The organism is Paracoccus sp. J39 (genome assembly GCF_000518925.1).
In the GTDB taxonomy this organism is placed as follows: Bacteria; Pseudomonadota; Alphaproteobacteria; order Rhodobacterales; family Rhodobacteraceae; genus Paracoccus.
Map to the genome: position 1 here is coordinate 234828 of NZ_JAEN01000004.1, position 20027 is coordinate 254854.

Here is a 20027-nt window from a genome sequence, read left to right on the forward strand (position 1 = left end):
GGCGCGGTCCCGAGCTTGGGCGCGAGAGGTTGACCCCCGCGCCGGGTGATGAAATTCATCGGGGTGAATAGGGCAGGGCGCGTGCCGGATCAACGCGCCTTTACGAGATGAGGGAGAGAATCTGATGGCACGCGTGGCATTTCTGGGACTTGGGGTGATGGGCTTTCCCATGGCGGGGCATCTGGCCGCCGCCGGGCACGAGGTGACGGTCTGGAACCGCAGCCCCGCCAAGGCCGAGGCCTGGGCCGGGCGCCACAAGGGCCGTGTGGCGGCCACCGCCCGCGAGGCGGCCGAGGGCGCGGAATTCATCATGGCCTGCGTCGGCAATGACGACGACCTGCGCCAGGTCTGCCTGGGCGAGGCCGGCGCCTTTGCCGGCATGGGCAAGGGCGCGGTCTTCGTCGATCACACCACGGTTTCGGCGTCGGTGACGCGCGAGCTTTCGGCGCTGGCGGCTGAGGCGGGGCTAGGCTTCGTCGACGCACCGGTCTCGGGCGGGCAGGCGGGGGCCGAGAACGGCCAGCTTTCGGTGATGTGCGGCGGCACGCCGGCCGATTACGCCCAGGCCGAGCCGGTGATCGCTGCCTATGCCAAGATCTGCAGGCTCATGGGCCCTTCGGGCGCCGGGCAGCTGACCAAGATGTGCAACCAGATCGCCATTGCCGGGCTGGTGCAGGGCCTGTCGGAATCGCTGCATTTCGCCGAGAAGGCGGGGCTGTCGATTCCCGAGGTGGTCGAGGTCATCAGCCAGGGCGCCGCCGGCAGCTGGCAGATGGCGAACCGTCACCAGACCATGGCCGAGAACCGCTTCGACTTCGGCTTCGCGGTGGACTGGATGCGCAAGGACCTGGCCATCTGCCTCGCCGCCGCGGACGAGACCGGCGCCAGCCTGCCGGTGACGGCGCTGGTCGACCAGTTCTACAAGGAGGTGCAGGCCATGGGCGGCGGGCGCTGGGACACCTCGTCGCTGATCGCGAGGCTGCGCAAGTGACGCCCGCGCTTGCCAAGGGCGCGGGGATCGCGCTATCAGCCGGCTCGGGGGCGGTTAGCTCAGTTGGTAGAGCGTCTCGTTTACACCGAGAATGCCGGGGGTTCGAGTCCCTCACCGCCCACCATTCTCCCGGAGCCCGGCCATGAGCGGAACCCTGTCCAGCCTGCGCATCGTCGAGATCGCCGGCATCGGCCCCACGCCCTTTTCGGCCATGTGGCTGGCCGATCACGGCGCGCAGGTGGTCCGCATCGCCCGGCCCGGCTCGCCGCAGATCTTTCCGATGAAGCGGGACGTGCTGGATCGCGGCCGTGACTGGCTGGAGCTGGACCTGAAATCGCCGGAGGGCCGCGGGATCGCGCGCGGCCTGATCCTGCGCGCCGATGCGGTGATCGAGGGCATGCGCCCCGGCGTGATGGAGCGGCTGGGCCTCGGCCCCGGGGATTTCCCGGAAAACCCGCGGCTGGTCTATGGCCGGATGACCGGCTGGGGGCAGAGCGGCCCGCTGGCGCATTCCGCCGGCCACGACCTGACCTATCTGGCGATCACCGGCGCGCTTTCCGCCATCGGCCCGCGCGATCACCCGGTGCCGCCGCTGAACCTGGTCGGCGATTTCGCCGCCGGCTCGATGTATCTGGTCGCCGGTATGCTGGCGGCGATCCTGCGGGCGCGCGAGACCGGGCGGGGACAGGTGGTCGATGCCGCCATCACCGACGGGGTGGCGCATCTGATGGCGATGATCTCGGGGCTGCGCGTCAACGGGCTCTGGCGCGACGAGCGCCAGGCGAACCTGCTGGACGGCGGCGCGCCCTATTACAGCTGCTATCCCTGCGCCTGCGGCGGCTTCCTCGCCGTCGGCGCCATCGAGCCGCAGTTCTGGGCCGAGCTGGTCCGGCGGCTGGGGCTTTCCGAAGCCGATCTGCCCGACCGTAGCGATCCGGCGAACTGGACCGCGCTGCGCGAGATCCTGGCGGCGCGGATCGTCACACGCAGCCGCGACGACTGGGCGGCCGAGCTGGAGGGGACGGATGCCTGCGCCGCTCCGGTGCTCTCCATCGCCGAGGCGCCGAGCCATGCGCATAACCGGGCGCGCGGGGCCTATCTGGGCGATGATCCGCGCCCGGCGCCGCTTTTGTCGCGCGAGCCGGGCAGCCCGCGCGAGGGGCGGCGGCTCTCGGCGGAGGAGGCGCGAGATCTGTGGCGCTGAGCCGCCATTCCTGTTGACTTGCCCGGCCGAATCCGCGATATACCCGCGACCGGCCGGGCGCATGTCCGTTGCCGGCATCATATTTTGAATCTCACCCGGGAATGGGTGCGCTGTCCGAAGGCGGGGCCTGCCCCCATCAACATCCGCGATGCGGGGCCGAAGGACGCGGCAGAGCAAGGAAAGACGGAATGTTCGCAGTTCTCAAGACGGGCGGCAAGCAGTACCGGGTTCAGGCCGGCGACGTGCTGCGCGTCGAAAAGCTGAACGCCGAAGCCGGCGACAAGGTCCAGTTCAACGACGTGCTGATGATCGGCGCCACCGTGGGCGCGCCGCTGGTCGCGGGTGCGGCCGTGCAGGCCGAGGTCATCGACACCATCAAGGCCGACAAGGTCATCACCTATGTCAAGCGCCGCCGGAAGCATTCCTCGCAGCGCACCCGCGGCCATCGCCAGCAGCTGACGCTGGTCCGCATCACCGACCTGCTTGAAAAGGGCGGCGACAAGACCGATGTGAAACCTGCCGTCGGCGCCCGCACCAAGCTCGCGGCGGCCGAACAACCGGCGAAAGCCAAGAAGTCGAAAGCCGAAGCCTCGGCCGAAGACGCCAACTGAGGCAGAAGGAGACTGAGCCATGGCACATAAGAAAGCAGGCGGTTCGTCCCGCAACGGCCGCGATTCGGCCGGTCGTCGTCTCGGCGTGAAACTCTATGGCGGCCAGCAGGCCGTCGCCGGCAACATCATCGTGCGTCAGCGCGGCACCACCTGGTGGCCGGGCCAGAACGTCGGCATGGGCCGCGACCATACGCTGTTCGCGCTGACGGACGGCCAGGTGACCTTCAAGAAGGGCCTCAAGGGCCGCACCTTCATTTCCGTGCTTCCCGCCAATGTCGAGGCCGCCGAGTAAGCCGATTTTAACACTCGGGTGCTAAAAGGGGATCGGCCGTAGCCGGTCCCCTTCGCGTTTTCGGAATCCGCACCCATATCATTGCGAGTAATTGGGGGAGAATAGAGACATGAACGAATTGATTGCCTCGGATGCGCGGCAGATCGAGATCGTGACCGAGCGTTTCGTCCTGCGCCCGCTTCGGGCGTCGGATGCGGGGCTCATCGCGCATTACACTGCCGATCGACGCGTGGCCGAGGGAACCCGTTCGATCCCGCACCCCTTGCCGCCCGGCGCGGCCGAAGCCTATGTCCGCCGCGCCATGTCGGCCGACCGGGACGAGGATGTCTGGGCCATCGACGGTTCGGCCAACAAGCTGGCCGAGCTGCTGGGCGTGGTCTCGCTGACCCGGATCGACAAGGAACAGTCCGAACTGGGCTTCTGGATCGGCGCGGGGTTCTGGAACACCGGCTTCGCGACCGAAGCGGTCTCGGCCCTGGTCGAGGCGAACCCGCACCGCTCGCGCACCCTGTTCGCCGAGGCGTTCCAGGACAATCCCGGCTCGGCCCGGGTGCTCACCAATTGCGGCTTCGAATATCTCGGCGATGCCGAAAGCTGGTCGGTGGCACGCGATGCGCGGGTACCGACCTGGACCTATCTGCGCAAGATGTCCTGACCGCCAAGCCCGCGTGGCGCGCGCAGAAGCCTGCCCGCGCCGCGAAGGCCGGGTCGGGCAATTGCCCCGGCCTTGCGAGCAGGGCCGGGGCGCGTGCGGCTGTCCGCACGGGCTTTCCGGCCCGGATATCGGGGAGCGGGCCGCCTTGGGGCTGGCCGCTGCCGAAGGGGCATCCCCTTATCCAGGACGATCCGAAGTCCGGTGATTGTTCTCTCGCCCTTCGGCATCTGAAGAGCGCGGATCCCCAGCGGAGCTTTCTTCCACCCTTCCGTCGCAGCAGCGCGTCTCAAGACAGCCTCTGCCCTCGCGCCCGCAAGGCCCCGAAGCGCACCGACCGGAGGAGGCTGTCCCGCAATCGCTATAACCCTCCACTGCGGTGCCCCCCTGCCGGCGCCATTGCCCCGAGCAACTGCGCGTGCCGGCCTCCGCCGCAGCAGCGCGAAACGAGCAATCCTGCATCACCCAGGGGCGTCCGGCCGTTTCACCCCAGCCCGCCCGCTGTCCCCGGGGAAGGCCAGGTATCAAGACCGGCAGGGCCTGCCGGCATCCGCCTTGTCCCTCGCCGCACCCGAAATCGGGCCCGCCATCTGGCCTGACCCGGACGGTCCGTCAAGGCTTCGATCAGACCGGCTCGGCCCCGCCGGAAGCCCGCCGTCCCAAGCTGCGGCGCAGTTGGGCCCCCACCCGGGCTTTCTCTGTTTCATAAATACCCATGTCGCGACCGCGCCGCAAAACCCGCGGCTGCCGGTGTTTCCGGCTCCGCAGCCCGCCCCGTCTGTGACCCTCAGCGCCGCAGGCTTACGGAATTGCTCGCGCCCGAGATCACCACCTCGCGCAGATCCGGCAGGACGGCATTCGGAATGACCAGCGCCACCGTTGCCGCATCGGCAAGCGGATTGGCCGGGTTGGCCGCGGCGAAGGTGTCGGGTTGCGGCGGCTTGCCGACCAGGCGCAGGCGCAGCACGCCGTTCTCGTCCGGGCGGATGCGTCCCTTGGGCATGGGAACCTCGGTCACCAGCGCCAGGTCCCACCAGCCCTTGCTGGCGGCCAGCCCGGTCACGACCAGCATCCGCCCCTCGTAGAGCGGCTCCCACCTCGCTCCGGTGACATGGGCCAGCGGCACGCGGCCGTCATTCACCGTGGTCGGATAGCCACCCTCGGGCTCCAGCGTCTGCGTCTGCGGCGCGCTGCCGAACCAGCGCATCGGGTTCCAGCTGCTGTCTCCCATGCGGCCGCAGCCCGCCAGCACCAGCGCCGCACAGGCAAGAATGCCCAAGGTTCCTGACCGCATGAAGCCTGCCCCCGTTTTCCCGCTTCTTTGCGGCAGTGATAGGCCAAGATGCGCGGGGGCGAAAGCCTCTTTGACCTCGCCGAGCCATCGCGCTATGCAAGATCGCCCGACGCGAGAGGATGCCCCGATGGCCACGCCCGCCTTTGAAGAGATCGCCGAGACCTTCGATTTTCTCGAGGACTGGGAAGAGCGCTATCGCCATGTCATCGAACTGGGCAAGGCGATGCCGCCCATGGACCCCTCGCTGCAGGTGCCCGCCACCAAGGTCGAGGGCTGCGCCAGCCAGGTCTGGATCATGCCCCGGATCGAGGGCGGCCATTTCGATTTCCAGGGCGACAGCGATGCGCTGATCGTGCGCGGGCTGATCGCCATCCTGCACGCGCTTTATTCCGGCGTGCCGGTGCGCGAGGTGCCGGCGATCGACGCCAGCGCCGAGCTTGGCCGGCTGGGGCTGGAGGAACATCTTTCGGCGCAACGGTCCAACGGGTTGCGCGCCATGGTCGAGCGCATCCGGCTGCTGGCCGCGGCGGCCTGAACCCGACTGTCAGCCGCCGCGCCGGTGCGAGATCCAGCCGCCGCCCAGCACGCGGCTGCCCTCGGTGGCATAGAACACGCAGGCCTGGCCGGGGCTGACGCCTTCTTCCGGGGCCAGCAGTTCGACCTCGGCGTGCCGCTCGCCGGTCACGCGTAGAAGGGCCGGCCGCGGCGGCCGGGTCGAGCGGATGCGGGCGGTGATGGCGATCTCGCCCTCGAAGGGCGCGTCGCCCAGCCAGTTCACCTCGGTCACCGGCACGATCTTCGTCGCCAGCGCCTGCTTGGGGCCGACGACGACCCGCCGCGTCTCGGGCTCCAGCCGCAGGACATAGAGCGGATCGCCGAGGCCGCCGATGCCCAGGCCGCGGCGCTGGCCGATGGTGTAATGGATCACGCCGCGATGCGTGCCCAGCACATTGCCGTCCATGTCCACGATCTCGCCCGGATCGGCCGAGCCGGGGCGCAGCTTCTCGATCACGCTGGCGTAATTGCCGTCCGGCACGAAGCAGATGTCCTGGCTGTCGGGCTTGTCGGCGACCGACAGCCCGTATTGCGCCGCCAGCGCCCGGGTCTCGGCCTTGCTGGCCAGGCCGCCCAGCGGGAAACGCAGGAAATCCAGCTGCTCCTGGGTGGTCGAGAACAGGAAATAGCTCTGGTCGCGGGCGGGATCGGCGGCCATGTGCAATTCGGCGCCCTTCGGGCCGTCGAAGCGGCGGATGTAATGCCCCGTCGCCATGCAATCGGCATCGAGTTCGCGCGCGGTCTGCAAGAGGTCGCGGAACTTGACCCGCTCGTTGCAGCGGATGCAGGGCACCGGGGTGGCGCCGGCCAGATAGGCGTCGGCGAATTCCTCGATCACCGATTCCCGGAACTTGTTCTCGTAATCCAGCACGTAATGCGGAAAGCCGATGCGCTCGGCCACCCGGCGGGCGTCGTGGATGTCCTGCCCGGCGCAGCAGGCGCCCTTTTTCGCCAGCGCCGCGCCATGGTCGTAAAGCTGCAGCGTCACGCCGATCACGTCATAGCCCTGCGCCGCCAGCATCGCCGCCACCACCGAGCTGTCGACGCCGCCGGACATGGCGACGACCACGCGCGTCTGCGCCGGGGGCTTGGCAAAGCCCAGCGAGTTCACGGTCGAATCGGGTGCGGCCGGGCGCAGAGAGGAAGCTGGCGCTGTCATGGATCGTCCTTTCGCGGGGGCGCATGTCGTCCGGGCCCCGCAGTTCCCAACATTTATAGGAAAAATCCGGCAATTCTCAAGGGCGGGGAGCGGAAAAACCCGGGGTGACTTCACCTCGACTTAAGAAGTTTGCGGCAGAACGGGGCAAGGAAGACAAGGACTTGCCGATGTTTCTGAAGAAAACCCCCGGCCCGCGCACCGCGATCCTGCCCGATGGCAGCATTCTGTCCCTGGCCGACCTGCCCGATCCGCAGACCCGCTGGGTGGCCAGCCGCAAGGCGGCGGTCGTGGATGCCGTGCAATATGGGCTGCTGGCGCGGGAGGAGGCGATTCGCCGCTACGGCCTGACCGAGGAGGAGTTCGACGCCTGGGCCAGCGCCTTTCGCCGTCACGGACGCAATGCGCTGAAAATCACGCAGTTGCAGAGATTCCGGCAACCGTAAGTTGAGACATATTTGATGATTTATCCGGTAACGTGATATTAACCTTTTGCGGAGAAATTTTACCAGTCGTCTGGTTAGCAAGAGGAAAAGACATGCGAATCCTTCTCGTGGAGGATGATCCGACCACGGCCCGCAGCATCGAGCTGATGCTGACTCATGCGAGCTATAATGTTTATCGCACCGATATGGGCGAGGAAGGCATCGACCTGGCCAAGCTCTATGACTACGACCTGATCCTGCTGGATCTGGACCTGCCGGACATGCACGGGATGGAGGTGCTGCGGCAGATTCGCATGTCGCGCATCGATACGCCGATCCTGATCCTGACCGGCTCGGACGATACCGAAAGCAAGCTGCGCGGCTTCGGCTTCGGCGCCGACGACTACATGACCAAGCCCTTCAACCGCGACGAGCTGATCGCCCGCATCCAGGCCATCATCCGCCGCTCCAAGGGGCACAGCCAGTCGGTGATCCGCACCGGCGATATGGTGGTGAACCTGGACGCGCGCTCGGTCGAGGTGGGCGGGCGGCCGGTCAACCTGACCGGCAAGGAATACCAGATCCTGGAACTGCTCAGCCTGCGCAAGGGCACGACGCTCACCAAGGAGATGTTCCTCAACCACCTCTATGGCGGGATGGACGAGCCCGAGCTGAAGATCATCGACGTCTTCGTCTGCAAGCTGCGCAAGAAGTTGGCCGCGGCGATGAACGGCGAAAGCCATATCGAGACTGTCTGGGGCAGGGGCTATGTCCTGCGCGATCCGGTGGTCGAGACGCCGAATCCCGAACGCATGGCGCTGCGCGCCTGACGCGGCCCGCGCGGCCGGGTGCTGGACAATCCGGCCCCGGCCCCGCTATCACCTTTCCCCGGATCATGGCCCGCAAGGGCCGGCAGGCAGGCGGAGGGCAGGATGGCCGGAGAAGACGAGGAGCAGGCTGTTCCCGCAGCGGAATCGGCCCGGCCACCGGTCTCCGGTCTGGATGCAGGGGCAGCGGCCGAGGAGCATGGGCGGCTGAGCGAACTGGTGGCGCGCGCCAACCTGGCCTATTACCAGCAGGACGCGCCCTTCATCAGCGACGCGGAATACGATGCCGGCAAGCGCCGGCTCGAAGAGATCGAGGCGCGCTTCCCCCGGCTTGCGCATCCGGCCAGCCCGACGGCGCAGGTCGGGGCCGCGCCCGACACCCGCTTCGCCAAGATCCCGCATCGCCTGCCGATGCTGTCGCTGGAAAACGGCTTCAGCCAGGGCGATGTCGAGGCTTTCGTGCAGCGGGTGCGCTCGTTCCTGAACCTCGCGCCCGGCACGGTGCTGGAGATCACCGCCGAGCCGAAGATCGACGGGTTGTCGCTGTCCCTGCGCTACGAGGGCGGGCGGCTGATCCAGGCCGCCACCCGCGGCGACGGCGCGGTGGGCGAGAACGTGACCGCCAATGCCCGCACCATCGCCGACATTCCCGAGCGGCTTGCCGGCGACGGCTGGCCCGAGGTTCTGGAGATCCGCGGCGAGGTCTATATGTCGCATGCGGATTTCGAGACGCTGAACCAGTCCGACAGCGGCCGGGTCTTTGCCAACCCGCGCAATGCGGCGGCGGGCTCGCTGCGCCAGCTTGACCCTGCGGTGACGGCGGCGCGGCCGCTGCGCTTCTTCGCCTATGCCTGGGGCGAGGTCAGCGCGCCCTTCGCCGGCACGCAGATGGAAGCGGTGCGGCGGATGCAGGATTTCGGCTTCCAGACCAATCCGCTGACCCGGATCTGCGCCTCGGTCCAGGACATGCTGGCCGCCTGGGCCGAGATCGAGCAGATGCGCGCGACGCTCGGCTATGACATCGACGGCGTGGTCTACAAGGTGAACGACCTCGGCTATCAGGCGCGGCTCGGCATGCGCTCGACCACGCCGCGATGGGCGCTGGCGCACAAGTTCCCGGCCGAGCGCGCCTGGACCCGGCTGGAAGCCATCGACATCCAGGTCGGCCGCACCGGCGCGCTGAGCCCGGTGGCGCGGCTGCATCCGGTGACAGTGGGCGGCGTCGTCGTCTCGAACGCCACGCTGCACAACGAGGATTACATCGCCGGCCGCGGCGCCGACGGCAGCGAGATCCGCGGCGGCAAGGACATCCGCATCGGCGACTGGGTCGAGGTCTATCGCGCCGGCGACGTGATCCCCAAGGTCGCGGACGTGGACCTGGCCAAGCGCCCGCCCGAGTCGGTTCCCTATGCTTTCCCCGAGACCTGCCCGGAATGCGGCTCGCCCGCCATAAGGGAAGAGGGCGACTCGGTCCGGCGCTGCACCGGCGGGCTGATCTGCCCGGCCCAGGCGGTCGAGAAGCTGCGCCATTTCGTCTCGCGCGCCGCCTTCGACATCGAGGGGCTGGGCGCCAAGCTGGTCGAAGAGCTGTTCCGCGACGGCTGGATCGCCGAGCCGGCCGACATCTTCACCCTGCAGGACCGCTACGGCCCCGGCCAGCTGACCCAGCTGAAGAACCGCGAGGGCTGGGGCGAGAAAAGCGCCGCCAGCCTGTTCCAGGCCATCGGGAAGCGCCGCGAGATCCCGCTGGCGCGGCTGCTTTTCGCCCTTGGCATCCGTCATGTCGGCGAGGTTGCGGCGCAGGATCTCGCCCGCCATTACGGCAGCTGGGAGGCGCTGGAGGCGGCGCTCGACACCGCGCGTCCGGCGGCTGTGGCGCATCGCCTGGCCGAAGAGGCGGCCCAGGCCGAGCGCGCGGCGGCCGCGGCCGAAGGCCGCCGTGCCCGGCCGTCCGAGGCGCGCGCCGCGGCGCTGGCGCAGGTCGATCTGCCGCCCGAGGCCAGCGCGGCCTGGGCCGGGCTGATCGCCGCCGACGGCATCGGCCCGGTGCTGGCCATGTCGCTGTCGGACGCCTTCGCCAATGCGCGCGAGCGGGCGGCGATCGACCGGCTGGTCGGCTTCCTGACCGTGCTGCCGCCCGAGAAGCGCGCCGCCGACAGCGCCATCACCGGCAAGACCCTGGTCTTTACCGGCACGCTGGAAAAGATGACGCGGGCCGAGGCCAAGGCGCGGGCCGAGGCGCTTGGCGCCCATGTCGCGGGCTCGGTCTCGGCCAAGACCGACCTGCTGATCGCCGGCCCCGGCGCCGGGTCGAAGGCGAAGAAGGCCGCCGAACTGGGGATCAAGGTTATCGACGAGGACGAATGGCTGGCGATCGCCCAGGGGTGACGCCGGGCCGCCCGCCGGCGCTGTTTCCACTGTTCGCGGGTGTCGAGACCCTGCCCGGAGTCGGCCCGCGGGCGGCCGAGGCCTTTGCCCAGATGGGCGTGACGCGGCTGCGCGACCTGATCCTGACCCTGCCGCATTCCGGCATCCGCCGCCGCCCGATCGCCCGGCTGGCCGATGCCCGCCCGCCCGAGATCGTCACCGTGGCGATCACCGTGCAGCGCCACAGCCCGCCCACGGCCAAGGGCCGGCCCTGGCGGGTGCATTGCTCGGACGGCAGCGCCGACCTGCAGCTGGTCTTTTTCCATCCGCGCAAGGACTGGATCGAAAGCCAGCTGCCTTTGGGTGCGCGGCGGCTGGTTTCCGGCAAGATCGAGCTGTTCGACGGCATGGCGCAGATGGTGCATCCCGACCATATCGGCGCCGAAGGCTCGGTGCCGCCGCCGGATTTCGAGCCGGTCTATCCGCTCTCGGGCCGGCTGACTCAGGGGGTGGTGCAAAAGGCGGTGCAGGCGGCGATGGGGCGGCTGCCGCAGGCGGGGGAATGGATCGACGCCTCGGTCCTGGCGCGCGAGGGCTGGCCGGCCTGGGCCGAGGCGCTGGCCCGCGCCCATGCGCCGGAAGGGCCGGCCGGCCTGTCGCCGACCGATCCGGCACGCGCCCGGCTGGCCTATGACGAGCTGTTCGCGCATCAGATGACTCTGGCGCTCTTGCGCCGCGACCGGCGGCGGCAGGCAGGGCTGGCCACGCAGGGCGACGGGCATCTGCGCGCCAGGGTGCTGGCCGGGCTGCCCTGGCCGCCGACCGGGGCGCAGGCCCGCGCGGTCGAGGAGATCGCCGGTGACATGGCCGCGCCGCGGCGGATGAACCGGCTGCTGCAGGGCGATGTCGGGGCCGGCAAGACGCTGGTCGCCTTCCTCGCGCTGCTGGTCGCGGTCGAGGCGGGCGGGCAGGGCGTGCTGATGGCCCCGACCGAGATCCTGGCCCGCCAGCATTTCCGCGCGCTGGAGCCGCTGGCGCGGCTGGCCGGCATCCGGCTGGAGGCGCTGACCGGCCGCGACAAGGGCGATGCCCGCGCCAATATCCTGACCGACCTGGCCGAGGGGCGGATCGATATCCTGGTCGGCACCCATGCGGTGATCCAGAAATCGGTCGAATTCCACGACCTGCGGCTGGCCATCGTCGACGAACAGCACCGCTTCGGCGTCAACCAGCGCATGGAACTGGGCGCCAAGGGCGGGCATCTGCCGCCCGACATGCTGGTGATGACGGCAACGCCGATCCCGCGATCCTTGGCGCTGGCGCAATTCGGCGACATGGACCTGTCGGTGCTGGACGAAAAGCCCGCTGGCCGGCAGCCGATCCGCACCACGGTGGTCTCGGACGCGCGCATGGCCGAAGTGGTGGAGCATCTGGCCCGGGCGCTGGACTCCGGCGCCCGGGCCTATTGGGTCTGCCCGCTGGTCGAGGAGAGCGAGGCCATCGACCTGACCGCCGCCGAGGCGCGCTTCCAGGAGTTGCGGGCGCGGTTCGGCGAGCAGGTGCGGCTGGTCCACGGCCAGATGCCGCCGGAGGAACGCGACGCGGCGATGGCCGATTTCGCCGCCGGCCGCGCGCGTATCCTGGTCGCGACCACGGTGATCGAGGTCGGCGTCGACGTGCCCGAGGCGACGATCATGGTGATCGAGCGCGCCGAAAGCTTCGGCCTGGCACAGCTGCATCAGCTGCGCGGCCGGGTCGGGCGCGGCTCGGGCGCTTCGAGCTGCCTGCTGATGTATCACGAGCCGCTGTCCGAGACCGGGCGGCGGCGCCTGACCATCCTGCGCGAGACCGAGGACGGCTTCCGCATCGCCGAGGAGGATCTGGCGATGCGCGGCGCCGGCGACGTGATCGGCACCGCGCAATCCGGCCTGCCGCGGTTCCGTATCGCCGACCTGGAACGCCAGGCCGGGCTGATGGCGCTGGCGCGCAAGGACGCGCAGAGCTTCCTGGAGCGCGACCCGGCCATGGAGAGCGGGCGCGGCCAGGCCGTGCGGCTGCTGCTGTGGCTGATGGAGCAGGATCGCGCCATCCGACTGATCAGCGCTGGATAGATGTTCGCATGATGTTCCTAAAAAGTTCTTTACTTTGTTCACGACTCGTGAGAACAAACCATAAACGAACTGTGGAGAGACCTCATGACCCGCGAATCCCTCTCTGACCTGCTCGGCACCGTCGCGATTTCGGTGACCGCGATCATCCTGTTTTCGCTGCCCTCGATCCTGGCGGCCTGATCCTCACTGCCCCGCGCAATCGACGGCCCTTCGCCTGGGGCCGGAACCTTCTCCCGGACGATCATGCGCGCAACTGCCGGTCCCTTGCGGGCCGGCTTTTCTTTTTCGCCTCCGGCGGGAGTATTTGGAAAACGGTGAAGGCGGGCGGGACGCGCTTCCGGCGGGGGTATTGGGGGGAACGAAGAAGCCGGTCAGGCCGAGGCGTCGATGGCGCCGAGCAGCGCCTCCCAGGCCAGCAGGATCGAGGCGTGGCGGTTCGGGAAGTCGCGGGCGGGCAGCAGGGCTTCCAGTTCCTCGAAGGGCGGCGTAGGGGCGGGGCCGTCGGATTTCAGCATGGCCTGCAATGCGTCGCGGGCGCGGGCGATCTCGTCGCGGGTGCGGCCGAGCGCGGTGCGGCCCAGAACCCCGGCAGAGGCCTGGCCCAGGGCGCAGGCCCGCACCTCCTGCGCGAATTCGGCGATGCGGCCGTCCCGCATCACCACATGCGCCGTGACCGAAGAGCCGCATTGCGGCGAGCGGCGATGCGCGCTGCCCGTCGCATGGTCGAGCTTGCCCAGATGCGGGATGTCCGAGGCCAGCGCCAGGATGCGCCGCGAATAGAGCTGCATCAGGTCGCTGTCAGACATGGTCTTTTCCCTTGCTGCCGTCGGGTCTAGATAGGTGCGGTGCAGCCGAAAGGAAAGCCGATGTTCGACCCTGCCAGCCTGAAATATGACGCGAACGGGCTGATTCCCGCCATTGCGCAGGATCATCGCAGCGGCGAGGTGCTGATGATGGCCTGGATGAATGCCGAAGCCGTCCGACAGACGCTGGAGAGCGGGCGGGTGACTTATTGGTCACGCTCGCGCCAGGGCTTCTGGGTCAAGGGCGAAAGCTCGGGCCATGTGCAGAAGCTGGTCGAGCTGCGGCTGGATTGCGACCGCGACTGTCTGCTGCTGCTGGTCGACCAGCATGGGCCGGCCTGCCACACCAACCGGCGCAGCTGTTTCTATACCGCCATCCGCGAGGGGAAAGAGGTCGAGATCATGGCGCCGTCAGAAGCCTAGCTGGCGGCGGATCTGCGCGGCGCTGGTGCCTTCGTTGCGGAAAAGCTTCAGCGCGCGGGCGTCGTCCCGCTTGGCGAGGCGCTTGCCCTGCTCGTCCCGGATCAGCCGGTGGTGGTGGTAGCGTGGCGTCGGAAGCTCCAGCAGTTTCTGAAGAATGATGTGAATATATGTTGAATCCAAAAGATCTTTCCCGCGCGTCACCAGGGTGATGCCTTGGGCGGCATCGTCCACCACCACCGCCAGGTGGTAGCTGGTGCCCATGCCGCGCCGCGCCAGCACCACGTCGCCGATCCCGGCGACGAAGTCCCGCGCGGTGAGGCGATGCGGCAGCCCGGGGGCGATGTTCTGGTCGAGAAAGATGATCTCGTCGAGCCCGAGATGGTCGAGCGCCCGGGCGGCGTTCAGGCGGATGGCGTCGTCCGGCCCGGCCTCGGCCATAGAACGGTGGCGGCAGGTGCCGGGATAGACCGGGCCGTCAGGGCCGATCACGGCCGGGCCCTCTTGCGGGGCCGAGAGCGCGGCGCGGATGTCGGCGCGGCGGCAGCGGCAGGGATAGGTCAGGCCCAGCTCCGCCAGCCGGTCCAGCGCCGCCTGATAGGCGGGCAGGCGTTCGGACTGGCGCATGACCGGCTGCGGCCAGTCGAGGCCCAGCCAGTGCAGGTCCTCGGCGATCAGCGCCTCGTATTCCGGGCGGCAGCGACTTTGGTCGATATCCTCGATGCGCAGCAGGAACTGGCCGGGATCGGCAAGGCGCGCGGCGGTCAGGGCCGCGAAGGCATGGCCCAGATGCAGCGGCCCGGTCGGCGAGGGGGCGAACCGCGTCCGGTTCAACTTTGCCCTGCAAGCCATTGCCGAAAATCGACTTTCGCGCGGTCGGTATAGGCCGGGTAGCGGTCCTTGCGCCCCTTGCGGCCGCCGCGCATCGCGTCCAGCGGCGGGTAGAGGCCGAAATTCACGTTCATCGGCTGGAAGGTCCTGGCATCCGCGCCGCCGGTGATGTGGTTGACCAGCGCACCCATCGAGGTGGTGGCCGGCGGCGGCGGCAGGTCGCGCCCCAGCGCCTCGGCCGCGGCCATGCGGCCAGCGAGCAGGCCCATGGCGGCGGATTCGACATAGCCCTCGACCCCTGTCACCTGGCCGGCGAAGCGCAGGTTCGGGCGCGCGCGCAGCCGCAACCGGTCGTCGATCAGCCGCGGCGAATTCAGGAAACTGTTGCGGTGGATGCCGCCCAGCCGCGCGAAGCTGGCATTCTGCAACCCGGGAATCCGGCGGAAAACATCCACTTGCGCGCCGTATTTCATCTTTGTCTGGAAGCCGACGATATTGTAGAGCGTCCCCAGCGCATTATCGCGGCGCAGCTGCACCACGGCATGGGGCTTTTCGGCCGGGTTATGGGCGTTGGTCAGGCCCACGGGTTTCATCGGACCGTGGCGCAGGGTTTCGCGGCCGCGTTCGGCCATGATCTCGATCGGCAGGCAGCCGTCGAAATAGCCGGCCGTTTCCCCCTCGTGGAACTCGGTCTTGTCGGCGGCGAGCAGGGCGTCGATGAAGCCCTCGTAATCCTCGCGCGTCATCGGGCAGTTGATATAGGCGGTGCGCTCTTCCTCGGTCTCGCCCTTGTCGTAGCGGCTTTGCCGCCAGCAGATCGACATGTCGATGCTGTCGGCATGGACGATGGGGGCGATGGCGTCGAAGAAGGCGAGCGAGCCCTCGCCGGTCAGGTTGCGGATCGACTGGCCGAGCGCCTCGGAGGTCAGCGGGCCGGTGGCGACGATCCAGCGCCCCTCGCGGGGCAGCTCGCGGATCTCGCCCGGCGCGAATCTGACCAGCGGCTCGTCGCGCAACGCCCGGGTCACGGCCTGCGAGAAGGCGTCGCGGTCCACGGCCAACGCGCCGCCGGCGGGCAGGCGGTGACGTTCGGCCATGGCCATGATGAGCCCGCCCGCGGCCCGCATTTCCCAATGCAGCTGGCCCACGGCGTTCATGCGGTCGTCGTCCGAGCGGAAGCTGTTCGAGCAGACCATCTCGGCGCAATCGCCGGTGCGGTGGGCGAAGGTCGCGACCTGGGGCCGCATCTCGTGCAGCACCACGGGCACGCCCGCGCGGGCGATCTGCCAGGCGGCTTCGGACCCGGCAAGGCCGGCGCCGATGATATGGATCGGTTCCATGCGTTTCCCCTTCGCGTCAGGCGCGATGTCCTAGCAATCGCCGGGCCCGGCGGCAAGAGAAAGGGCGGCGCCCGCAGGGGTGCCGCCCGATGTGATTCGCAGCTGAAGCCGGCGATCAGGCCTCGGTGGCCTCGTCTTCGGCGGCTGCGGCTTCCTCGTTATCGGCCGAGCGCAGGCCCGAGGGCGCGGCGATGTTGGCGATGACGAAGTTGCGGTCGATGGTCGGCTTCACGCCGGCCGGCAGCACCACGTCGTTGATGTGGATGGTGTCGCCGATCTGCTTGCCGGTCAGGTCCACGGTGATCTGCTCGGGGATGTCCGAGGCGGTCACGACCAGCTCGACCTCGGGGCGCACCACGACCAGCGTGCCGCCGCGCTTGAGGCCGGGGGCGGCGTCGTGATTTTCAAAGTTCACGTGGATGAACAGGTTCACGCGGGTGTTGCGGTGCAGGCGCATGAAGTCGATATGCGTCGGCAGGTCCTTGACCACGTCGCGCTGGACGCCGCGGCAGACGACGCGCACGTCGTCCTGGCCCTCGACCTTCAGGTTCCACAGCGTGGACATGAAGCGGCCGGCGCGCAGTTTGGTCAGCAGCGAGTTGAACTCGATTTGGATCGGCTGCGGCTCCTTGCCGTCGCCATAAACGATGCCGGGCACCTTGCCTTCGCGGCGAGCTTGGCGGGCGGCCCCCTTGCCTGTCCCCGCGCGTGCCTCGGCCACCAGATCCGGGATCTCTTTGGCCATGATGGTATTCCTTTGCTAAGCGTTCGCGGCCATCCTCCAAGGGTGCATGGCCGAAGCCGCGCCTATAGCGCGACGTCATTCGGATGTGAAGCGAAAAAACAGTTGCATGCCGCGGGAAAAATGCTTGTCAGATAGTCCTCGCTGGTTGCAAAGCTTGCGCCAGTGGGGGTCGGGGTTTTCGCGTTGCACCGTATTCATTCGCTGGACTATCTCAAGCTGGGATTGGCGGTCCTGGTCGCCTTTGCGCATACCTACTGGTTGCAGACCAACATGACGCCGCGGCTGTTCATGATCGGCAACGGGCTGATGCGGGTCATGGTGCCGACCTTCTGCATCGTGGCGGGCTATTTCCTCTATTCGGCGGTGGCGCGCGGCAAGGGCGTCAAGTGGCTGTGGCGCGTCGCGGCGCTCTACCTGTTCTGGATGGCGGTCTATCTGCCCTTCTGGCTGGATCAGGTGCATGGGCTCGGCTCGCTGGTCAAGACCTTGGCCTGGGGCTATTTCCACCTGTGGTTCATGGCCGGCATCCTGGTCGCGGGGGCGGTGATCCTGCTTCTGCGCGGCTTTGCCCGCAAGCTGGCGCCGGCCTATGAATACCGCATCCTGCTGGCGGCGGTGGCGGTCTGCGCCGTGATCGGGCTGGTGCTGCAATATGTCGCCCTGTCCGGGGTCATGCAGATCGGCGTGAAGAAATTCTCGAACGGGCTGTTCATGTGCTTCCCCTTCGTGGCGATCGGCTATCTCTGCGGCCGCCGCGTGGCCCGGCTGGGGATGGAGGGGCTGCCGCCGCGCTGGCTGGTGCTGGCCTGCACCCTTGGCGGGGCCGGGCTGCTGATGATCGAGGCCTGGCTGGTCCAGGCCTGGCGCAGCGATCAGGTGATGCTGGACATCCCCGTCAGCGCCTATGTCGCGGCGCCGGCGCTGTTCATGGCGACGCTGGGCACCGCCATGCCGCCGCCGCCGATCCGGCTGGATCCGATCTCGGCCATGATCTATTTCATGCATGTGATGGCGCTGTTCCTGGCCAATGCTCTGGGGGTGCGGGACCTGGTCGGGCTCATGCTGTTCGGCGTCGGGCTGCCGACCCTCGCGGCGCTGCTGCTGGGCCGGCTGCCGATCCCCGGCTTCGGCAAGGACAAGCGGCAAAGGCAGGGGCATCATCCCGCCCGGCGCTGAACGGGTTCAGGCCCAGGGCTGCAGGAAATCCGGCGGCACCAGCAGGTTGTGGCGGCCGAGGGCCTTCACGTCCCGCTCGCCGCACAGCGCCATGGTGATGTCCAGCTCCTTGCGGATCACCTCGAGTGCCGCGGTCACGCCCGCCTCGCCCATGGCGCCCAGCCCGTAGACGAAGGCGCGGCCGATATGGGTGGCATGCGCCCCCATCGCCAGCGCCTTCAGCACGTCCTGGCCCGAGCGGATGCCGCTGTCGAGATGGATCTCGACCCGGTCGCCCACCGCCTTGACGATCTCGGGCAGCATGCGGATCGAGCTGACCGCGCCGTCCAGCTGCCGGCCGCCATGGTTGCTGACGATGATCGCATCGGCGCCGAAATCGGCGGCCATGCGGGCGTCCTCGGGATCGTTGATGCCCTTGAGGATCAGCTTGCCGCCCCAGAGGTCGCGGATGCGGGCGACCTTGCCCCAGTCGAGCTGCGGGTCGAACTGCTCGGCCGTCCAGGCGATCAGCGACGAGGGATCGCCCACGCCCTTGGCATGGCCGACGATATTGCCGAAGAAGCGGCGCTTCGTGCGCAGCATCTCGATGCCCCAGCGCCATTTCGTCGCCAGGTCCAGCAGCACCGGCAGGGTCAGCCGGGGGGGCGCCGACAGGCCGTTCTTCAGGTCCTTGTGGCGCTGGCCGAGGATCTGCAGGTCCAGCGTCAGCACCAGCGCCGAGCAATGGGCGCGCCGGGCCCGCTCGATGATCGCCTCAAGGAATTCCTGGTCGCGCATGACGTAGAGCTGGAACCAGAACGGCGCCTGCACCGCCTCGGCCACGTCCTCGATCGAGCAGATCGACATGGTGGACAGCGTGAAGGGCACGCCAAAGGCCTTCGCGGCGCGCGCCGCCTTGATCTCGCCATCGGCGCATTGCATGCCGGTCATGCCGACCGGGGCCAGGGCCACCGGCATGGCGACCCGTTCCCCGATCATCGTGCTTTCGGTGCTGCGCCCCGTCATGTCCACCGCGACGCGCTGGCGCAGCTTGATGCGCTGGAAATCCGTGCAGTTCTCGCGGAAGGTGCTCTCGGTATAGCTGCCGCTTTCGGCATAGTCGTAGAACATGCGCGGCACGCGCCGGCGATAGATGGCCTTGAGGTCGTCGATGCAGGTGATGACCGGCATGGGCTCTCCTTAATCCGGCGCGCAACCGGCGTCGCCCTCGGGGCAGTCGCCGGACAGGGATTGTTGCGACAGCGCCGTGGCGCGGGCGCGCAGCGCCTCGGCGCGGCGCCGCAACTCGGCGTCGTTGGCCACCGGCCCCGCGGCAGAGCGGCCCGCCAGCGCCCGCCCGCGCGCGTCCAGCGCGCCGCCGACCGCCGTCGGGTCCTGGGCGGCGTCTGCGGCATGGCCGGGCAGGGCGGGCTCGGCCAGCAGCCGGTCGGTCGGCATCAGCGCGGGATAGTCGCCGCCGGCATCGCCGCAGCCGGCCAGCATCGCCAGCGCCAGCACGCCCCAGATCCGCCCCATGCCGTTCCTCCGCCTTTCCATGCGCCGGACCATAGGCCCAGGGCGGCGGCGGGGGCAAGATGCGGTCTTTACCTTGCCGCGGGTCGCCGCCTAGAAGGCGGCATGGCAAGGACCCAGGGCTCAAGGGCAGAGATCACCGGACCGCTGATCCGCGACACGGCGCGCAAGCTGTTCGCGCGCCACGGCTATGCGGCGGTCTCGATGCGGCAGATCGCGGCCGAGGTGGGGGTGCAGGTCGGCGCGCTTTACGCCTACACGCCCGACAAGCAGGCGCTGCTGGCCGACCTGCTGCGGGTGCATATGGAGGAGCTGCTGGCCGCCTGGCGCGACGATCCCGCGCGGCCGGCGCTGGACCGGCTGGAAACCTTCCTGCGCTTTCACATCCAGACCAGCCTGGAGCGTCCCGAGGCGGTGTTCCTGTCCTATATGGAGCTGCGCAACCTGACGCCCGAGAACCGCGCCGGGATCGCCGCCCTGCGCCGCCGCTACGAGGACGCGCTGGAGGCGATCCTGATCGCCGGCGAGGCCGAGGGCGCGATGGCGGTGCCCGACACGCGGCTGGCCACCATGGCGCTGATCGCCATGCTGACAGGCGTCACCAACTGGTATCGCGAGGGCGGGCGGCTGGACCAGGAGCGGGTGGTCGCGGTCTATTGGGACCTGGTGCGCGGGGCCGTCGGTGCGAATCCCCTTTTCAACCGGCGGTCCTGAT

21 protein-coding genes and 1 tRNA gene are annotated in these 20027 nt (G+C 68.7%); 14 read left to right on the plus strand and 8 right to left on the minus strand.

Going from position 1 to position 20027, the window contains the following annotated elements; all coding sequences use genetic code 11:
• Positions 1 to 124: 124 nt before the first annotated feature.
• From L632_RS0106085 to L632_RS0106110, 6 genes are all read left to right on the plus strand, one after another.
• Entirely contained in the window at positions 125 to 991 is an 867-nt protein-coding gene (locus L632_RS0106085) for an NAD(P)-dependent oxidoreductase (protein ID WP_028711246.1), read from the plus strand.
• A 48-nt stretch (positions 992 to 1039) separates the two neighbouring features.
• Positions 1040 to 1115, plus strand: a tRNA-Val gene (locus L632_RS0106090).
• An 18-nt stretch (positions 1116 to 1133) separates the two neighbouring features.
• Positions 1134 to 2195 (plus strand): CaiB/BaiF CoA-transferase family protein, encoded by a 1062-nt coding sequence (locus L632_RS0106095; protein ID WP_028711245.1) that lies wholly within the window; start codon positions 1134 to 1136, stop codon positions 2193 to 2195.
• Between the two features lie 188 nt (positions 2196 to 2383).
• Positions 2384 to 2806 (plus strand): 50S ribosomal protein L21, encoded by a 423-nt coding sequence (gene rplU / locus L632_RS0106100; RefSeq protein ID WP_028711244.1) that lies wholly within the window; start codon positions 2384 to 2386, stop codon positions 2804 to 2806.
• A gap of 19 nt (positions 2807 to 2825) precedes the next feature.
• Positions 2826 to 3098 (plus strand): 50S ribosomal protein L27, encoded by a 273-nt coding sequence (gene rpmA / locus L632_RS0106105; RefSeq protein ID WP_028711243.1) that lies wholly within the window; start codon positions 2826 to 2828, stop codon positions 3096 to 3098.
• A gap of 109 nt (positions 3099 to 3207) precedes the next feature.
• Positions 3208 to 3753, plus strand: coding sequence for a GNAT family N-acetyltransferase (locus L632_RS0106110; RefSeq protein ID WP_028711242.1), 546 nt, complete (start codon positions 3208 to 3210; stop codon positions 3751 to 3753).
• Between the two features lie 784 nt (positions 3754 to 4537).
• Here L632_RS0106110 and L632_RS0106115 read toward each other — a convergent pair.
• Positions 4538 to 5029: a hypothetical protein gene (locus tag L632_RS0106115; protein WP_232220954.1), complete on the minus strand. Its 492-nt coding sequence runs from the start codon at positions 5027 to 5029 to the stop codon at positions 4538 to 4540.
• A gap of 142 nt (positions 5030 to 5171) precedes the next feature.
• Between L632_RS0106115 and L632_RS0106120 the strand changes: the two genes are divergently transcribed.
• A complete protein-coding gene (locus tag L632_RS0106120; RefSeq protein ID WP_028711240.1) occupies positions 5172 to 5579 on the plus strand; it encodes a SufE family protein in 408 nt (135 codons plus the stop codon).
• 9 nt (positions 5580 to 5588) lie between these two features.
• On the opposite strand, the gene mnmA is transcribed toward L632_RS0106120, so the two are convergent.
• On the minus strand, positions 5589 to 6758 hold the full coding sequence (gene mnmA / locus L632_RS0106125; protein ID WP_036697449.1) for a tRNA 2-thiouridine(34) synthase MnmA: 1170 nt from the start codon (positions 6756 to 6758) through the stop codon (positions 5589 to 5591).
• A gap of 167 nt (positions 6759 to 6925) precedes the next feature.
• Here mnmA and L632_RS0106130 point away from each other — a divergent pair, with 167 nt between their 5' ends.
• The 4 genes from L632_RS0106130 to recG all read left to right on the plus strand — a co-directional run bounded on the left by L632_RS0106130 (position 6926) and on the right by recG (position 12485).
• A complete protein-coding gene (locus tag L632_RS0106130; RefSeq protein WP_028716488.1) occupies positions 6926 to 7201 on the plus strand; it encodes a DUF1153 domain-containing protein in 276 nt (91 codons plus the stop codon).
• Positions 7202 to 7293: 92 nt separating this feature from the next.
• The gene (gene ctrA, locus L632_RS0106135; RefSeq protein WP_028711237.1) at positions 7294 to 8010 is read left to right on the plus strand and encodes a response regulator transcription factor CtrA; all 717 of its coding nucleotides are present in this window, start codon (positions 7294 to 7296) and stop codon (positions 8008 to 8010) included.
• Positions 8011 to 8112: 102 nt separating this feature from the next.
• Positions 8113 to 10395, plus strand: coding sequence for an NAD-dependent DNA ligase LigA (gene ligA, locus L632_RS0106140; protein ID WP_036697451.1), 2283 nt, complete (start codon positions 8113 to 8115; stop codon positions 10393 to 10395).
• On the plus strand, positions 10371 to 12485 hold the full coding sequence (recG, locus tag L632_RS0106145; protein ID WP_036697453.1) for an ATP-dependent DNA helicase RecG: 2115 nt from the start codon (positions 10371 to 10373) through the stop codon (positions 12483 to 12485). The genes ligA and recG overlap by 25 nt, the downstream gene beginning before the upstream one ends.
• A 371-nt stretch (positions 12486 to 12856) precedes the next feature.
• Here the strand turns inward: recG and L632_RS0106155 are convergent, their stop codons facing one another.
• Positions 12857 to 13291, minus strand: coding sequence for an iron-sulfur cluster assembly scaffold protein (locus L632_RS0106155; protein WP_028711234.1), 435 nt, complete (start codon positions 13289 to 13291; stop codon positions 12857 to 12859).
• Positions 13292 to 13351: 60 nt separating this feature from the next.
• Here L632_RS0106155 and hisI point away from each other — a divergent pair, with 60 nt between their 5' ends.
• A complete protein-coding gene (gene hisI / locus L632_RS0106160) occupies positions 13352 to 13711 on the plus strand; it encodes a phosphoribosyl-AMP cyclohydrolase (RefSeq protein WP_028711233.1) in 360 nt (119 codons plus the stop codon).
• Here the strand turns inward: hisI and gluQRS are convergent.
• From gluQRS to L632_RS0106175, 3 genes are all read right to left on the minus strand, one after another.
• Positions 13700 to 14542, minus strand: coding sequence for a tRNA glutamyl-Q(34) synthetase GluQRS (gluQRS, locus tag L632_RS0106165; protein ID WP_156929397.1), 843 nt, complete (start codon positions 14540 to 14542; stop codon positions 13700 to 13702). The two genes, hisI and gluQRS, sit on opposite strands and share 12 nt — an antisense overlap.
• Positions 14539 to 15879 carry a methylenetetrahydrofolate--tRNA-(uracil(54)-C(5))-methyltransferase (FADH(2)-oxidizing) TrmFO gene (gene trmFO, locus L632_RS0106170; RefSeq protein ID WP_028711231.1) on the minus strand — a complete coding sequence of 447 codons (1341 nt, stop codon included), beginning with the start codon at positions 15877 to 15879 and terminating at the stop codon, positions 14539 to 14541. The genes gluQRS and trmFO overlap by 4 nt, the downstream gene beginning before the upstream one ends.
• Before the next feature lie 115 nt (positions 15880 to 15994).
• A complete protein-coding gene (locus L632_RS0106175) occupies positions 15995 to 16624 on the minus strand; it encodes a 50S ribosomal protein L25/general stress protein Ctc (RefSeq protein WP_028711230.1) in 630 nt (209 codons plus the stop codon).
• A gap of 183 nt (positions 16625 to 16807) precedes the next feature.
• On the opposite strand from L632_RS0106175, the gene L632_RS0106180 reads away from it, so the two are divergent.
• Entirely contained in the window at positions 16808 to 17800 is a 993-nt protein-coding gene (locus L632_RS0106180) for an acyltransferase family protein (RefSeq protein WP_028716490.1), read from the plus strand.
• A gap of 6 nt (positions 17801 to 17806) precedes the next feature.
• On the opposite strand, the gene L632_RS0106185 is transcribed toward L632_RS0106180, so the two are convergent.
• On the minus strand, positions 17807 to 18970 hold the full coding sequence (locus tag L632_RS0106185; RefSeq protein WP_028716491.1) for an alpha-hydroxy acid oxidase: 1164 nt from the start codon (positions 18968 to 18970) through the stop codon (positions 17807 to 17809).
• Positions 18971 to 18979: 9 nt separating this feature from the next.
• The gene (locus tag L632_RS0106190; RefSeq protein WP_028711227.1) at positions 18980 to 19315 is read right to left on the minus strand and encodes a hypothetical protein; all 336 of its coding nucleotides are present in this window, start codon (positions 19313 to 19315) and stop codon (positions 18980 to 18982) included.
• A gap of 102 nt (positions 19316 to 19417) precedes the next feature.
• On the opposite strand from L632_RS0106190, the gene L632_RS0106195 reads away from it, so the two are divergent.
• Entirely contained in the window at positions 19418 to 20026 is a 609-nt protein-coding gene (locus L632_RS0106195; RefSeq protein WP_028711226.1) for a TetR/AcrR family transcriptional regulator, read from the plus strand.
• Position 20027 lies beyond the last annotated feature (1 nt).

Excerpts from the sequence above, each read along its gene's own strand:
- L632_RS0106175 (WP_028711230.1), bottom strand. The coding sequence starts at position 16,624 with ATGGCCAAAGAGATCCCGGATCTGGTGGCCGAGGCACGCGCGGGGACA.
- rplU (WP_028711244.1), top strand. The coding sequence starts at position 2,384 with ATGTTCGCAGTTCTCAAGACGGGCGGCAAGCAGTACCGGGTTCAGGCC.
- L632_RS0106110 (WP_028711242.1), top strand. The coding sequence starts at position 3,208 with ATGAACGAATTGATTGCCTCGGATGCGCGGCAGATCGAGATCGTGACC.
- L632_RS0106195 (WP_028711226.1), top strand. The coding sequence starts at position 19,418 with ATGGCAAGGACCCAGGGCTCAAGGGCAGAGATCACCGGACCGCTGATC.
- mnmA (WP_036697449.1), bottom strand. The coding sequence starts at position 6,758 with ATGACAGCGCCAGCTTCCTCTCTGCGCCCGGCCGCACCCGATTCGACC.
- rpmA (WP_028711243.1), top strand. The coding sequence starts at position 2,826 with ATGGCACATAAGAAAGCAGGCGGTTCGTCCCGCAACGGCCGCGATTCG.
- L632_RS0106190 (WP_028711227.1), bottom strand. The coding sequence starts at position 19,315 with ATGGGGCGGATCTGGGGCGTGCTGGCGCTGGCGATGCTGGCCGGCTGC.
- L632_RS0106185 (WP_028716491.1), bottom strand. The coding sequence starts at position 18,970 with ATGCCGGTCATCACCTGCATCGACGACCTCAAGGCCATCTATCGCCGG.
- L632_RS0106130 (WP_028716488.1), top strand. The coding sequence starts at position 6,926 with ATGTTTCTGAAGAAAACCCCCGGCCCGCGCACCGCGATCCTGCCCGAT.
- recG (WP_036697453.1), top strand. The coding sequence starts at position 10,371 with ATGGCTGGCGATCGCCCAGGGGTGACGCCGGGCCGCCCGCCGGCGCTG.
- trmFO (WP_028711231.1), bottom strand. The coding sequence starts at position 15,879 with ATGGAACCGATCCATATCATCGGCGCCGGCCTTGCCGGGTCCGAAGCC.
- hisI (WP_028711233.1), top strand. The coding sequence starts at position 13,352 with ATGTTCGACCCTGCCAGCCTGAAATATGACGCGAACGGGCTGATTCCC.
- L632_RS0106085 (WP_028711246.1), top strand. The coding sequence starts at position 125 with ATGGCACGCGTGGCATTTCTGGGACTTGGGGTGATGGGCTTTCCCATG.
- ctrA (WP_028711237.1), top strand. The coding sequence starts at position 7,294 with ATGCGAATCCTTCTCGTGGAGGATGATCCGACCACGGCCCGCAGCATC.
- L632_RS0106095 (WP_028711245.1), top strand. The coding sequence starts at position 1,134 with ATGAGCGGAACCCTGTCCAGCCTGCGCATCGTCGAGATCGCCGGCATC.
- ligA (WP_036697451.1), top strand. The coding sequence starts at position 8,113 with ATGGCCGGAGAAGACGAGGAGCAGGCTGTTCCCGCAGCGGAATCGGCC.
- L632_RS0106120 (WP_028711240.1), top strand. The coding sequence starts at position 5,172 with ATGGCCACGCCCGCCTTTGAAGAGATCGCCGAGACCTTCGATTTTCTC.
- L632_RS0106155 (WP_028711234.1), bottom strand. The coding sequence starts at position 13,291 with ATGTCTGACAGCGACCTGATGCAGCTCTATTCGCGGCGCATCCTGGCG.